Genomic DNA, 14341 nt, shown 5'->3' with positions numbered 1-14341 from the left:
TCTAAAGGGAATTTTAATTTATTTATCCAGATATATAAAATTGCATATTGGAAATTATGTGGAACTTATATACAAATTTTGGTTCGTATTGTAATATCAAGATGTCGCTAATGGAAAAAGTAAAAAAACATATTTTTTGTAAAAATATGTTTTTTGTTGTGAAATATAAATGGCAGGAAAATGGAGTTGATTAATTGGATATTTCGGTAAATAAAGATGTAATTGTATATGAAGAAAATAATGAAATTATTCTAGTGAATATGATTAAAAATAATTTCTATGCATTAGATCACACAGGATCTGAGATTTGGAAGAAAATCGAACTTCTATCAGAAGTAACAAAGATAATTGACTCTATATTTCAAGAGTTTGATGGCGAAAGAGAAGTTATTAAGAATGAAATAATGGATTTTATTTTTAATTTAGAGAAGGCAGGGGTAATTGAGATTGATAAGTAAGTTTAAGAATTTGAATACATACATATACTTGTTAGTATTATTAGTAAAATTCGACATGGAATTATCAAGAAATGGATTTAATAATACATTTAAAAGATATGCATATAAACATCTTAATATAAGGGATATAAAATGGGACAAGGAATCTATAGAAAAAACTAAAAGTGAAATCGAAAGAATATTCCATATATTAGATGTTGTTTGTGTTTGGTATCCAAGAAAGGCCGATTGCATACATAAAACTTTACTAGGGTATAAAATTATTAGAAAAAATTTCGCAATACCAGTTGAGATGGTTATAGGGATTAAAAAATTTCCTTTTGAGGCTCACGCATGGTTACAGTGCAATGGTGATAATTTTTTTGATGACCAAGAAGAAACAAGTCGATATAACATTATATTGGATTCGAGGGAATTAAAGAAGGAGGATTTAAAATGAAATGGTTTTTGGTATCCGTTTCTTCTAAGGAAAAAGATTTTAAAAATCTAAGTATAAAGAATACTATTTTTGATGAATTTAAAATAAAAGTTGAAGAAAATTATGGAATGAAAAATCATTTTGAATTTTTTGCCGCCAATAGCCATAAGAATATAAACACTAAATTTGAATTTGGTGACATATTAATTATTGGGGATATTGTATTACATAACAAAAGAGAGCTTATAAGGAAATATAATCTTTCAATATCGTTAGATGAAGACGTAGAAAGTGAATATATCATTAGTTATTTATACAAAGAAAAAGGGATTGAATTTATAAAAGATTTGGTAGGCGAATTCTCATTTGTACTGTATGATCAAGCGAAGCAAAAAACATTTGCAGTAAGAGATCATATAGGGGTGAAAACTTTATTTTGGGTTAAGCATAAGGATGAATACGTTTTAGCAAGTGATATTTTCTTATTAAAGAGTTACTTTGATTTTAAAGATATAAATTATAACTATTTCAAAGAATTTCATGAGAGAAACGGAATAATTGATACAACAGATACACCCTATAATAATATTTTTAGAATCCCTAGTGGATGTTATTTAAACATAAATCAGGACGTATCTAAAGTGCAAACATATTGGGATTTATCTAAAGTTTCTGGAACAATATTATATAAGACTGAGGAAGATTATTTCAGAAAATTTTCAGATTTATTATTTCAAGCTGTAAAAGATAGGCTAGATAAAGAGGAAGGAAACGCAATAATGTTGAGTGGAGGGATGGATTCTACCTCGTTGTACGCAGCTTCCAAAATTATTGCGAAGGAAGAAAAAAAACTCCATATTTCATCAGTTAGTGCAGTTTTTGATGAATTGAAGAATTGTGATGAAAGAGAATATATTAATGAATTAACTCACAAATATAATGATGAAGGAATATATTTAAATTTAGATAATACATTGATGTTTGAAAAATTCCCTAATGATGACCCTTTTACTTTTGAACCGAATGTAAATTCAATATCTTTTAATTTCACATATAATACTGTGAAAAAATCAGTTGAGAATAACTTAGTTAACATATTGAGTGGCTTCGCGGGTGATCATCTATTAAAAGGTTCCTTACATACAACTCGAGATTTTTTTAATAAAGGACAACTGAAAAAAACATTTTCTTGGATTACTGATTATTCTATAACTACAAATACATCAGCCCTTAAAAATTTTTATAACTGTGTACTATCTCCTGATTTAGCCAAAGAATTTATTGGGAATACAGATAGTAATTATTATAAGTTTATGAATAAAAAAATGAGAAATATTAAACGTTTTCACCAAAAGGAATTATATTACCAAATTACTAATGCTAAAGCACACTTATATATAGATAGGGTAATAGGTGCTGCAGTAGGTGCAGATATTAGTCATCCGTTTTTAGACAGAAGATTAATCGAATTCGTTTACAAAATCCCCGGTGAATTTAGATTTTCAACTGAAACTACTAAATATATATTAAGAAAATCAATGGAGAAATACTTAACTCCAAATATTGTTAATAAAATTAATAAAACAACTCACTTAGATTATACTTATAAAAGCATTCGAAAGAATTGGGATAAAATATACAGATTAATGGAAAATCCGATGATTGTAGAGAAGCTTAACCTGCTTTCGCATGAAGAGTGGCACGAGGAACTCGCAAAATGGAGAAATGGTCTTGAAAATAGAAAAGATTTTTGGACATTATTTTGTATTGAAATATGGTTTATAAAGTATCAACAAAGGTTAAATCAAAATAATTAGTAGAAAATATATCAAATAAATAACGCAATATTTTTATATATGAAATTAATGTTAACTAATTTTTTGTGAATTTATAATGAATATATTTAATTAAAATTAGTATAAAACTATTGCGTTATTTATCAAAAAACAATAAGGGAGATTGATTTAAATGAAAACATTTGTAAAACCTTCAATGGTGAATTGTGGTAAAAGTGAAAGTGTAATCAAAGGAGATTGCTCTTGGGGGAAAGAAAATTTCGCATTAGATGAAACAGGAGCGTACTATACGAAAAAAAGAAAATATGTACATGCTGGTTGGCTTCCAGGATATAAAGAAGTATTTAAATGTGCGGTTGTAGATGGTTGTAGTTCTGACTCTAACCAATGCTAAAAATAAATAAATAATTATTTTATTAAGCAAAAATATACAGGTGAATAGCGCAATATGTATATTTATTGGTAACAGATTTTTCGAAACGCACAATATGTCAAGAATGTAATTGAAATATAGTTAGAAATTATTTGAAGTTATTATACTCATAAAACTAAAGGGGATAAGTTAAATGAAAACATTTGTAAAACCTTCAATGGTGAATTGTGGTAAAAGTGAAAGTGTAATTAAAGGAGATTGCTCTTGGGGGAAAGAAAATTTCGCATTAGATGAAACAGGAGCGTACTATACGAAAAAAAGAAAATATGTACATGCTGGTTGGCTTCCAGGATATAAAGAAGTATTTAAATGTGCAGTTGTAGATGGCTGTAGTTCTGACTCTAACCAATGCTAAGAAATAATATGTAATTATTTAGGATTATTATACTTATAAAGTTAAAGGAGATAAGTTAAATGAAAACATTTGTAAAACCTTCAATGGTGAATTGTGGTAAAAGTGAAAGTGTAATTAAAGGAGATTGCTCTTGGGGGAAAGAAAATTTCGCATTAGATGAAACAGGAGCGTACTATACGAAAAAAAGAAAATATGTACATGCTGGTTGGCTTCCAGGATATAAAGAAGTATTTAAATGTGCGGTTGTAGATGGTTGTAGTTCCGACTCTAACCAATGCTAAATAAATTGAAAGATAATCATACCAGCTGTGTAGCTGGTATGATTGCCTAATTTTATAGTTTTTAATGAGAGGAATATTAATCCATTGATAAAACATGTTAATTTACTAAACTGATGAAACAAAAAATGTTTAATTGTTTTTAAATTTATTTTATTAGTATTCATAGGAGAATTTTAATGGTGACTTACCTTTTTATAATAATTTTAATAGTAGCAATTATTACATGCGCATACATATATATCAAAATTAAAAAAAATCAAGATTTTACCGCAAGTATTATGAGTGGATCGGAATTTAGGAAGAAGATTAATGACTATACAGGATATGCTATATGCTCAGATAGAGAAAGCTTTATACATGATTTTAATTTGTTTATAGAGTTGTTAAATATTATTAATAAAGAAAGACGATGTGTTTTAGTAGATTTATCTAATGACACACATGCTTCATCTGAACTAAATATGGAACTTATTAAAATATTAGACATTAGTTTTATTCCTTCAATTATATATATGAAAAATGGTAAGGAATTAAAAGAAATCATACATTTTGGTGAATTCGAGGAAAACTTCAATAATCAAGAATTTCTGGTAGAACTCAAAAAAAGGTTAGGGCAGGATTAAATTATGGATACAGTTTATCTAATTATGATTAAGATGTCATATGTTATTCTTGGTTTGATTTTTCTAAAAAGTGTTAGAACTAAAGTGAAAAAGCCATTTGCTTATTATATGGCTATGAAAGATTATCAAATAGTTAAAAAAGAAAAATCACTAAATGTTATTACTTCTCTATTAATTGCTTTAGAGCTATTCTTAGCATTATTATTAATAACTACAATATATTCAAATATTGTTCTAATTATAGGTTTAATAATTCAAGTGTTTTATATATTACTGATAGTAATTAACATAAACAAAGAATTTATAAATAATTGTGGTTGTTTTTCCTTAAATATGCCTAAGAAAGTAACAACAAAAAATTTAGCTGTTAATATTATTTTATTATTATCCATAGTACTGATATATGGTTGTGAGATTAGACTTTTATAATAGACCATATTTTAACATGATATATTATGCAGACTAGTTATCGATTAGGAGGAATTAGGCTTTTGAATGTTATAACATTAATATTTAGTGTGTCTGTAGGATTACTTTTTTTTATTTCGGGTTTGTTTAAATTGATTGCTATAAAAGAAGCATCTCAATCGATTGTTGAAATGAATTTAATGCCTGAAAAATTAGCATCTATATTTGGAATGTTATTCCCTTTTCTGGAGATTTTTTTAGGTGTATCCTTAATTATTTTTAATAATAATATGTTTATTAATATTATAGCGATAGGTTTGATAGTCATGTTTATTTTAATCAACTTCAAAGTAATTGTTGAAAAAAAGCAAAAGAAATGTTTTTGTTTTGGAAAAATAATAGAGACTAAACTTGGTTATGGTGGATTAATTCAATGTCTACTATTATTGCTTAGTATTATTCCAAATATAATATTTAATGGCACAAATTTAAGCACAGTATTGACTCATAAGGAGCATTTAATGCATGGACTAGAAATTATTATAATTTCTGTATTTTGGACAATAACATTAATATTAATTCGATTAATATTTGAAATTATATTTCCTAATAAATTATCTAATTAAGTTGTAATTGGAGGAGCAATAATGGATATAAATCATCAAATAATAATTTCATTACTTATTATTATAACGATACAAACAGCCTTACATATAATTACAATTTTAAAATTAAAATGGGGTCAAGTAGTTCAGGGGGGACTAGAAATCGGAGACAAGATTCCAAACGTTGATTTTAACAATGTTGATGGAGACATAAAGGGGATTTACGATAATGTATTAGGAAATAAAAATACACTTGTTTTTTTAGATCTAGATTGCAAAGAATGTAATAAAGTTTTTAGCTCGTTAGATGTTTTTAATATTAGCTACCTAAGTGAAATTAAACTAGTTTTAATAAAAACAGAAAAAAATTTCAAATATATGAGCAATAGTGTTTATAAGGATAGAGCATTATTTATTGATGAAGATATTATTATTAATAAATTCAATATTGATGTATTTCCTTTTGCAATGAGAGTGGATGAAAGTGGTAAAGTTGAAGAGAATAGTCATATTACTAAAGAAAACTTGATTAACTATATAACTTGAAAAATTAAACTAGCTAATTGAGAGGAGGATTATAGTGAAGGAGAAAAGACATAATCAATTTTGGGCATTTATAAAAACTCAGAAATATTTTCTAGGTTATATATATAGAGAGCATCCTTTGAGTTTAATCTTATTTTGTATATTATCACTTATTACCGCTACTATTCCACCAATTTTAATCATTTTAAATAAACAAACCATTGACACGATTACTAATATACATAATAACCCTGATGCTCAAAAAGTTGTAATAATTTTGTTGGTAGTAACTTTTTTATTGCAGTACTTCTCTTCTGTATTGAGTAATATAGGAATATATATATTTACTCGTATTACCCAGACTGTTAATTATGTTCTAAAAAAAATAATGTTAACAAAATTGATTAAAATACCATTAAAAGAATATGAAGATAGTAGTTTTTTTGACACTATAAATTTAGCGAATATAGCAATAAGCGGAAATGGTGTAAGGGTAATTAGTAGTTTGATAGGGGTTTTACAAAGCTTGATTTCTTTAATTGGGATTTGTGGGATATTGCTTGCGATCCATTGGATATTACCTATTGCACTATTTTTGTCTACATTGCCAGGTATTATTTTGATTTTTATAGCAAAGTCTAAAAATTATAGAATGACTAAAGAAACAGCGGCTAAAGATAGAGAACTGGGCTTTACTGATAACCTTTTTGTTGATAAAAGTGCTATCAGAGAGATAAAGATTAATGATTCGGGAGATTTTTTATTAAATAAATGGTCTAACTTATTTAAAGTTATACAAAAATATAAACTCAACTTAGCTTTATGGGAGTGCAAAACTAAATCGATTGCCGCATTACTATTACAGGTGTCTAGTTTAGTTGTATCTTTAATACTTGTATACCAAATATTTAATAATAAGTTATCCATTGGTGACTATGTTGCTTTACTTGGGGCAGTAGCTTCTGTGCAATCAATATTTGGTTCAATTGGTTCTCATCTAGGTTCGATTTTTGAGACAGCTATCTATAATAGTGCTCTAATGCAAATATTGGATTACGATGTTAAAAATAAAAAAGAAGTAGATCCCATAGAAATTCAAAGCGTAGAAGAGATATCTTTAAAAAACATAAGTTTTTATTATCCAAAAACTAATGTTAAAGTATTGGATAATATAAACTTAAAGATTAATAAGGGAGAAAATATTTCAATTGTAGGGCATAATGGTTCTGGAAAGACTACACTAGTTAAATGTATTTTAGGCCTTTATGATGTAAGTGATGGTGAAATTAGAGTAAACGAAAAAAATATTAAAGATATTGATAAAATAACTTATTTTGAAAGAGTAGCAGCAATTTTCCAGGATTTTTATAAATATAAATTTAGTGTAAGAGAAAATTTAGGATTTGGGAATCTAAAGAAGTTAAACGATGATCAGGAATTATATAATGCACTACAAAAGGTAGGGTTATATGAGAAAGTAAAAAATTATCAATTTAATCTGGATACATATTTAACTAGAGAAATACCAGATGGGAGAGAGTTATCTGGTGGAGAGTGGCAAAAATTGGCTATTGCAAGAGGGTTCTTGAAAGATTCAGATTTAATTATTTTAGATGAGCCTACTGCAGCATTAGATCCACTAAGTGAGATGAAAATTTTTGAACTTTTCAACAGATTATCTGAAAATAAAACGACAATAACTATTTCTCATAGATTAGGACCTACAAAGTATTCAGATAGAATTGTTGTAATGGACAATGGGAATATAGTTGAAGAGGGAAACTACGATGAGTTAATGAATAAACGTGGAGTATATTATGAAATGTATTTATCACAAGCAAAATGGTATGAGGAACAAATAACGCAAAATTCGATTTAAGACATTGAGGTGTATTATGGACAAGAGTCAGTTTTTATTATCTGTGAAAAATTTGTGTAAAACTTATAAGGGCGTTGGCTATGAAGTTAAAGCACTAAAAAATGTATCCTTTAATTTATATAGAGGTGAGTTACTTGCAGTTATGGGAACAAGTGGTTCAGGAAAGAGTACATTACTTAACATATTAGGTGCTTTAGATAGTCCAGATGAAGGCACTATTTTGTTAAATGGGGAAGTGAAAAATAATATGTTTACTGAACCATATGCGACAAAATACCGGAGTGAGAATATAGGGTTTGTGTTTCAATCATTTAATTTATTGAAAGATTTATCAGTTAAAGAAAATATTGCATTACCGCTTATTTTAAAAGATATAAAAAAAGAGGAAATAGACACTGAGGTACAGCAGATGATAGAACTAGTTGGTTTGGAAAATTGGTCTAATCATCGACCAGTTCAACTTTCAGGGGGGCAACAGCAACGTGTTGCTATCGGAAGGGCATTAATTACATCACCACCTATCGTATTAGCTGATGAACCAACTGGGAATTTAGACTTTAATAGAACTACAGAACTTTTAAAAATGTTAGTAGAGATGAAAAAAAAATTAAATCAAAGTATGGTTTTAGTTACACATGACCCCAATGTAGCAACATACGCAGATCGCGTGATTTTTTTCCATGATGGAAAAATTGTTGACAATTATGTATGTGATAATGGACCGATCGATATGGAAAATATTTTAGAGAAGTTTAAAGCGTTGATGGAGAAAGTGCAATGATTAGATCTATTAGGGGAATAGCATTACGTTTTTTTAGAGCGAATAAATTTATTGCATTGTCATCAATTGTTAGTGTGATGTTGTCCATTTCGTTAATTATCACAATGGGAACTTTCTCGGTAAATGCTAGACATTCAATAGAAAATAAAGTTAAACAGATATATGGAGATATGGATTTGTCAGTTGGTTACAGTAGTGATCAAACAAAAGTCATGGATAAGTCCCTATTAGATAAAATTACATCCTCAAAAAGTATTAAACAATCATCGAGTGCCTTGGTTACACGTTTAAAAGTTGATAGTTTAAACACAAATATGTATACAGTTGGGGTTCAAAATGATTTGCTAACAAAAAGTAAGTATCATTTTGATGAGAATATAGAATCCAATGAAGTGATAATTAATAAAGAATTAGCTCAAGTATTGAAGGTTCGAATAGGGGATAGTATTTTAATAGAAAATAAACAATATAAGATAAAAGAGTTATTGACAGATTTAGATGCAACGGGGATGCCTCCTGATATAATTATATTATCTAAAGATACAGTTCAACGACTTATGCAGGAAAAGAATAGTAAAAATATTGAAGCCACTTATGTTTTAATTAAGATGAAAGAAAATGAAGATGTACTAACATTAGCTAATCAAATTAGAGAAATTGATTCGGACTTACGAATTGATGTAACAGAAGAAGATGAATTTTTAAAGAGTAATCTAGCCTCATTAAATATATTTATGATTATTTTGTCGGTACTCATGCTTGTTGTTACTTCATTGATGATTATTTCTAATTTTGAATTGTTTTTATATAAATATAAAAATCAAATTTCTATTATGAGATCCATTGGAGCGACAACAAAACAAATATTTAAAGTTGTGTTATTTCAATGTAGCTTGATTAATATTATTGGTACTATCTTGGGCTTTGTGCTAGCTGTGATAAGTAATCAATTCTTGCAAAAATGGCTGGAAAAATTATTTTCTTTTCAAATTAGTTCGTTAGGATTTGATTATAAAATAGCAGTAATGGTCATGATTTTTGGCGCAATATTGATTGAAATATTCATGCTTTTGCCCTCTTATAAGAGTGCAAAAGTGTTGCCATTTAAAATTATGCAGGACAATGAAAAAGTCGATTTTTCTAATAAAAATAAGTATTTGAAATTTGGGAAATTCATAACTTTTATCAGTATAGCTCTAATTCTTATAGGAAGGTTTGTAACTTATGGAGAAGGTACAAGAGTAGCGTTTGTATTAATTGGATCACTGTTATTAATATTAGGGATATTTATATTGTTTCCTATTTATCTTCCAACGTTATTAACGCGCACTTTACCTATCATTAAATATCTTACTGGTAATACATCATTTGTAGCAATTAAGAATCTTATACCACAAGTAAAAAAGAATACATTTGTTGTTTTGACTATTAGTACAATGATGATTATTGCTGTTTTTGGATCGGCACTATTAAAAACTATTCAAAAGAATGAAGAAGCATATTTAAAACAAGAATATCCAACAAATATTATTGTAAAAAGTCATTTAAGTAAAAATTCAACAATTAAGCATGCAGAATTGCAAGCGGAGATAAAAAAAATAAAAAGCGTTAAGGAAGTAAGCACGCTAAGTAATTTTGTTTCTGCAGAATTGAAGAAAGGCGATCAATATGTTTCTTTTAATTATGCATTAGCTGATTTAAAGGAGATGGGGAAACAAAATTTACTTCCACTTCTTTCTACAAATGTGGAAAATAAGGTTGTTATTACTAAAGGTTTTGCGCTACAACATGATCTTCATGTAGGGGATAGTATTGTTCTTGGTATGTACTCAGAATCCTCACAAAAAATAGAAGAGAATGGAAGAGTTGTTGTGGGGGAAATCGTTCAAAAATTATCTGGCTCAAATGTAGAAATGTATATGGATTGGAGAAATAAAGAATTTAATACAGATTTCACTGTATTTAGTCGTTTATTTATTAGCTCCAACGATGAACAATATACCTTGAAACAATTAGAAGAATTAAAAAAACAGTATCCAGAATTACAAATCAATAGCTATGAACAGTCGGTCAAAAAGGCAAAACAAATGTTTTATCAAAGATGGTCCATATTTATTGTAGTGATGATAGTAATGGTGTTTAGTGTTATGTTAGGAGTATTTAATACTCTTATTAATAATATAAATTCAAAAAGAAAAGAATTTGCTGTTTTAAGGACGATATGTATTGATAAAAGAGGGATTATAAGGGTCATAATGACACAAGTTATTCTATATATCCTTATAGGATTAATACTTGGTACTTTTGCCGGGATTCTATTAACATATGCTATTAGTTTAATTGATCATGGGAAAGTATATATTGATTTTATTTTTGTGAATACGATTGTAGGAGTTATGTTAGGAATGGCGTTTATTATTTTTGTTCCTTTTGCAAATCGAATAGGGAAAAGAAAGGTTTCTATAGAATTAAATCAAGATAATAAATAATAGGCCATCATTATTGTAAGTTTTGAACGAATTAAGGTATTATTTATCATACTCAAAATTCTCCAGATCTAAGAAGGCTTTCACCACTGTATATGTCTTTATAGCGTTATTAATGATAATAGTGTTGAAATGAAATACACAGCAGAACTAGAAAAAGCACTAACAGACGCTGTAATTCCTGTAGATCAACAAGAACAGGCAGCTGCGTTAGTGTAAAATAGAGAACCACCTGAAGGGGAGCCTTTAGGTGGTTTTTTCTCTTGACTAAAAATAAATAAAATGTGTTACAATGATGATAGAGTATATAGTATGAATTTTGCATAAAATAAAAAAGACAGAAGCCTGAGAAACTTCTGCCTTGTGTAACCTAACTTGCTATTGTGGTGGTAGTAGGTGCGGTTATAAGACAATTACATTAACGTTTTAGCCGAGAACCGCCCTTACCTTTTCCACGAAGCAGGGTGGTTCTCGCTTTTTTGTATACAGAAATTAGCCATGGACCGACGTATCTTCTACCGATGACAACGCCAGCTCCGGTTAGGATACCATACACTAATTTAATTACAAACATCGCGATCATATTATCACCTCCCCCTTTTTTCAAAATGGAAGAGATGATTACCACACCTACTAGTTATAGCTTATTAAGTTACATATTAATTGTATTATGTTTTAAAATAGGGAACAAGACATATGGATGAAAATTCCTGTTTTTAAGCAGAACATTAGTGTCAGGGGACAAGAAGTAAATAAATATTCATAAAAAAACGGTATGGACATTACCATCCGTATTTTTTTATGTATTTATAAAACTTTTCCATACTTTTTAATTTAGCGATGAGGGGAATCTTGATGATATAAAACTAAGACAAAATCCTTATTGTAAACTTAAAGAGCGCCTTGGGAGAAAGACGCTCTTTAGGTGAATGCATTGTAACGACTATTCGGTTTATTATATGTAATTTACTGAGGAAGTGCTTTATAAAAAATGTGATTGCCGATCATATTTTTTTATACATTTATAAAACTTTTCCATACAGTGCGTCGTCTAATATATGGGAAGGAGGAAATGATGTGGATGAATTAACGATAGAAGCGTTTGAAATAGAAGATAAGGAGGACCTTATCGACGAAATAATGAACAAGTATGGACAAGAAGTTCTGCAGCTTGTGTATTCGTATGTGAATAATAAAGAGGTTGCGGAGGATGTAACGCAAGATATATTTGTGAAATGCTATAAATCTCTTCATACATATAAAGGAAAATCGGATGTGAAAACATGGTTATGGAGAATTGCGATCAATCAATGTAAGGACTATATAAAAAGTTGGTATAACAAAAAGGTAATCGTTACAGAGGATGAATTTGCGTATATTGGGATTCAAAATGATAGTGTCGAACAAACTGTCATTCAAAATGCTGAGGATAGTAGGTTAGCTTCTGCAGTAATGAATTTACCGATAAAATATCGAGAAGTCATTTATCTATTTTATTATGAAGAATTATCAATTAAAGAGATTACTATGGTAATAGACGTAAAGGAAAATACGATAAAAACGAGACTGAAAAAAGCGAAGGAACTTTTGAAGGAAGGATTGGAGGAATAATCAAATGGAAGATCGATTAAAAGGCTTGCGAAAATCAATGGAGAACACAACGTTTAAACATTTGAGTTTTTCTGATCAGCACCAGAAGCAGGTGCGCGAAAAAATTAAGCAATCGTCCGAAAAGGAAGAAGATATCCTTTTAGCAGTGTTACAACTTCTTATGAATGAAAAAACAGGTTATGAATTGATGCAGTTACTAAGAGGAAGAGGGATTCAAAAATTCGAAGGTGATGAAGGGTCTCTATACACTTTATTACATCGTCTAGAACAGAATCGCTTTATCCAATCTAGCTGGGATCACGCAGGAGCTAAATATTATCAATTAAATGATAAAGGAAACAAGATGCTGCGAAAGGCAGAGAAAAATGCTACAAAGGCACGATTTATATTAAAAGGCTTAGTACAGGGGTGAGAAAAAAATGAACAAAAAAGGAGAGCGTTTTTTAAAAGAAGTTACGAACCATATTAAATCAAAAGAAGCGAAGGACTTAGTAGCAACGGAACTAGATTTTCACTTGAAACAGACGAAGAATATGTGGATGGATAAAGGATTAAGTGAGGAAGTTGCTGAAGATAAGGCTGTTGAACAAATGGGAAGTCCAATTAAGCTTGGCCAGGAACTTAATAAACTACATAAGCCAAAGGTTGATTGGTTCTTAATTGGTTTATTAGTGGCTGCGATGGGGCTAGGGTTTTTGCCAGTTATAGCGCTTGGACATGCTGACTTATTAATGAATAAGGTGATATTTGTAATTCTCGGTGTTACAACAGCGATTGGGATGATGCTATTTGATTATCGGAAGTTAGAGAGAATCGGGTGGCTGTTTTATACAATTGGTGTACTTATCTTGTTAATAATAAAGTGTTTTCCTACTGCTTTTTTGAATGGTGAGCCATTAATGAAAATTGGTTCCATCATAATTGACTGTCTAATGACAATACCATTCTTCCTTCTAGCCTGGGCTTCTTTTTTCAATAACAGTAGATTAAAGTTTATACATCTTCTCATGTTGTATTTATTTTCTTTATATTTATTTCTAACTACATCAACTCTTTTACCACTGTTCATCTATATCACGATGGTATTTGTTATGCTTTGGTGGAGTAGGCTAGGAAAGAAAACGGCATGGCTCATTACAATGTTACCGATTTGTTTCTTTATTATTAGGGATTTATTTTCCTGGTCTGCCGTAAAAGAATACCGGATAGCTAGAATTTTAGGTTTTTTAAACCCAGAACATGATCAATGGTATTTACGTTTAAAAGAGGCAATGGCATCGGCAGGTTGGTTTGGTACATATGGAAATATAAAGTCTATCCCTGCTACCCATACTGATTTTGTATTTGCAAGTTTGACTTACTATTATGGATATGTACTTGCGCTAGTTCTTGTCGTGATTCTTTCTCTTTTTGCAGTAAGAATAATGACCATATCTTATAAAATAAACGATCGATATGGTAAATTGCTACTCGTTGGTGGAGTAACTCTTTTTGTATTCCATTTCATTTCATTTATAACGTGGGCATGATTTTAGGATTATTACCACGCGTTTCTATATCATTACCTTTTATTAGTTATGGATTAGTACCAACTCTGTTTCACGCATTTATAATTGGAATCGTGCTAAGTGTATATCGGCGTAAAGATATGTCGTTTAGAATGAGAAAAACACCTTGAATCA

General features: G+C 29.2%; 16 protein-coding genes and 1 pseudogene. 16 read left to right on the top strand and 1 reads right to left on the bottom strand.

The window, feature by feature from the left end:
* The first annotated feature begins 194 nt into the window (after window positions 1-194).
* The 13 genes from ACTFO4_RS16330 (at window position 195) to ACTFO4_RS16270 (ending at window position 11051) form a co-directional block, all read left to right on the top strand.
* Complete coding sequence (locus tag ACTFO4_RS16330) at window positions 195-458, top strand: PqqD family protein (RefSeq protein ID WP_000355425.1); 264 nt, start codon at window positions 195-197, stop codon at window positions 456-458.
* Entirely contained in the window at window positions 448-897 is a 450-nt protein-coding gene (locus ACTFO4_RS16325; RefSeq protein ID WP_223840594.1) for a lasso peptide biosynthesis B2 protein, read from the top strand. Before ACTFO4_RS16330 ends, ACTFO4_RS16325 begins: the two co-directional genes overlap by 11 nt.
* Window positions 894-2693: an asparagine synthase-related protein gene (locus ACTFO4_RS16320; protein WP_000870873.1), complete on the top strand. Its 1800-nt coding sequence runs from the start codon at window positions 894-896 to the stop codon at window positions 2691-2693. Before ACTFO4_RS16325 ends, ACTFO4_RS16320 begins: the two co-directional genes overlap by 4 nt.
* A gap of 151 nt (window positions 2694-2844) precedes the next feature.
* The gene (locus ACTFO4_RS16315) at window positions 2845-3066 is read left to right on the top strand and encodes a hypothetical protein (RefSeq protein ID WP_000847606.1); all 222 of its coding nucleotides are present in this window, start codon (window positions 2845-2847) and stop codon (window positions 3064-3066) included.
* 172 nt (window positions 3067-3238) lie between these two features.
* Complete coding sequence (locus ACTFO4_RS16310; RefSeq protein WP_000847606.1) at window positions 3239-3460, top strand: hypothetical protein; 222 nt, start codon at window positions 3239-3241, stop codon at window positions 3458-3460.
* Window positions 3461-3519: 59 nt separating this feature from the next.
* Window positions 3520-3741: a hypothetical protein gene (locus ACTFO4_RS16305; protein ID WP_000847606.1), complete on the top strand. Its 222-nt coding sequence runs from the start codon at window positions 3520-3522 to the stop codon at window positions 3739-3741.
* Between the two features lie 176 nt (window positions 3742-3917).
* Window positions 3918-4364 carry a hypothetical protein gene (locus ACTFO4_RS16300; protein WP_440014010.1) on the top strand — a complete coding sequence of 149 codons (447 nt, stop codon included), beginning with the start codon at window positions 3918-3920 and terminating at the stop codon, window positions 4362-4364.
* Window positions 4365-4367: 3 nt separating this feature from the next.
* On the top strand, window positions 4368-4793 hold the full coding sequence (locus tag ACTFO4_RS16295) for a MauE/DoxX family redox-associated membrane protein (protein ID WP_000381999.1): 426 nt from the start codon (window positions 4368-4370) through the stop codon (window positions 4791-4793).
* 62 nt (window positions 4794-4855) lie between these two features.
* Window positions 4856-5398, top strand: a complete 543-nt coding sequence (locus tag ACTFO4_RS16290; protein ID WP_326234760.1) for a MauE/DoxX family redox-associated membrane protein — start codon at window positions 4856-4858, stop codon at window positions 5396-5398.
* 21 nt (window positions 5399-5419) lie between these two features.
* Window positions 5420-5923 carry a hypothetical protein gene (locus tag ACTFO4_RS16285; RefSeq protein ID WP_000353919.1) on the top strand — a complete coding sequence of 168 codons (504 nt, stop codon included), beginning with the start codon at window positions 5420-5422 and terminating at the stop codon, window positions 5921-5923.
* Between the two features lie 34 nt (window positions 5924-5957).
* Window positions 5958-7781, top strand: coding sequence for an ABC transporter ATP-binding protein (locus ACTFO4_RS16280; protein ID WP_326234761.1), 1824 nt, complete (start codon window positions 5958-5960; stop codon window positions 7779-7781).
* 16 nt (window positions 7782-7797) lie between these two features.
* Complete coding sequence (locus ACTFO4_RS16275; RefSeq protein WP_326234762.1) at window positions 7798-8562, top strand: ABC transporter ATP-binding protein; 765 nt, start codon at window positions 7798-7800, stop codon at window positions 8560-8562.
* Entirely contained in the window at window positions 8559-11051 is a 2493-nt protein-coding gene (locus ACTFO4_RS16270; protein ID WP_326234763.1) for an FtsX-like permease family protein, read from the top strand. The genes ACTFO4_RS16275 and ACTFO4_RS16270 overlap by 4 nt, the downstream gene beginning before the upstream one ends.
* A 415-nt stretch (window positions 11052-11466) precedes the next feature.
* On the opposite strand, the gene ACTFO4_RS16265 is transcribed toward ACTFO4_RS16270, so the two are convergent.
* Complete coding sequence (locus ACTFO4_RS16265; RefSeq protein ID WP_000561154.1) at window positions 11467-11631, bottom strand: hypothetical protein; 165 nt, start codon at window positions 11629-11631, stop codon at window positions 11467-11469.
* A 494-nt stretch (window positions 11632-12125) separates the two neighbouring features.
* Here ACTFO4_RS16265 and ACTFO4_RS16260 point away from each other — a divergent pair, with 494 nt between their 5' ends.
* From ACTFO4_RS16260 to ACTFO4_RS16250, 3 genes and pseudogenes are all read left to right on the top strand, one after another.
* Window positions 12126-12659 carry a sigma-70 family RNA polymerase sigma factor gene (locus tag ACTFO4_RS16260; protein WP_016124237.1) on the top strand — a complete coding sequence of 178 codons (534 nt, stop codon included), beginning with the start codon at window positions 12126-12128 and terminating at the stop codon, window positions 12657-12659.
* 4 nt (window positions 12660-12663) lie between these two features.
* On the top strand, window positions 12664-13071 hold the full coding sequence (locus tag ACTFO4_RS16255) for a PadR family transcriptional regulator (protein WP_016124238.1): 408 nt from the start codon (window positions 12664-12666) through the stop codon (window positions 13069-13071).
* A 7-nt stretch (window positions 13072-13078) separates the two neighbouring features.
* A pseudogene (locus tag ACTFO4_RS16250) lies at window positions 13079-14337 on the top strand (FtsW/RodA/SpoVE family cell cycle protein).
* Window positions 14338-14341 lie beyond the last annotated feature (4 nt).

It is taken from the genome of Bacillus cereus group sp. MYBKT14-1 (assembly GCF_051915185.1).
Classification (GTDB): domain Bacteria; phylum Bacillota; class Bacilli; order Bacillales; family Bacillaceae_G; genus Bacillus_A; species Bacillus_A cereus.
The sequence above is the reverse complement of the archived record's forward strand: the minus strand, read 5'-3'. Positions and strand labels throughout refer to the sequence as shown.

Excerpts from the sequence above, each read along its gene's own strand:
- ACTFO4_RS16320 (WP_000870873.1), top strand. The coding sequence starts at position 894 with ATGAAATGGTTTTTGGTATCCGTTTCTTCTAAGGAAAAAGATTTTAAA.
- ACTFO4_RS16315 (WP_000847606.1), top strand. The coding sequence starts at position 2,845 with ATGAAAACATTTGTAAAACCTTCAATGGTGAATTGTGGTAAAAGTGAA.
- ACTFO4_RS16310 (WP_000847606.1), top strand. The coding sequence starts at position 3,239 with ATGAAAACATTTGTAAAACCTTCAATGGTGAATTGTGGTAAAAGTGAA.
- ACTFO4_RS16305 (WP_000847606.1), top strand. The coding sequence starts at position 3,520 with ATGAAAACATTTGTAAAACCTTCAATGGTGAATTGTGGTAAAAGTGAA.
- ACTFO4_RS16300 (WP_440014010.1), top strand. The coding sequence starts at position 3,918 with ATGGTGACTTACCTTTTTATAATAATTTTAATAGTAGCAATTATTACA.
- ACTFO4_RS16295 (WP_000381999.1), top strand. The coding sequence starts at position 4,368 with ATGGATACAGTTTATCTAATTATGATTAAGATGTCATATGTTATTCTT.
- ACTFO4_RS16285 (WP_000353919.1), top strand. The coding sequence starts at position 5,420 with ATGGATATAAATCATCAAATAATAATTTCATTACTTATTATTATAACG.
- ACTFO4_RS16275 (WP_326234762.1), top strand. The coding sequence starts at position 7,798 with ATGGACAAGAGTCAGTTTTTATTATCTGTGAAAAATTTGTGTAAAACT.
- ACTFO4_RS16270 (WP_326234763.1), top strand. The coding sequence starts at position 8,559 with ATGATTAGATCTATTAGGGGAATAGCATTACGTTTTTTTAGAGCGAAT.
- ACTFO4_RS16265 (WP_000561154.1), bottom strand. The coding sequence starts at position 11,631 with ATGATCGCGATGTTTGTAATTAAATTAGTGTATGGTATCCTAACCGGA.
- ACTFO4_RS16255 (WP_016124238.1), top strand. The coding sequence starts at position 12,664 with ATGGAAGATCGATTAAAAGGCTTGCGAAAATCAATGGAGAACACAACG.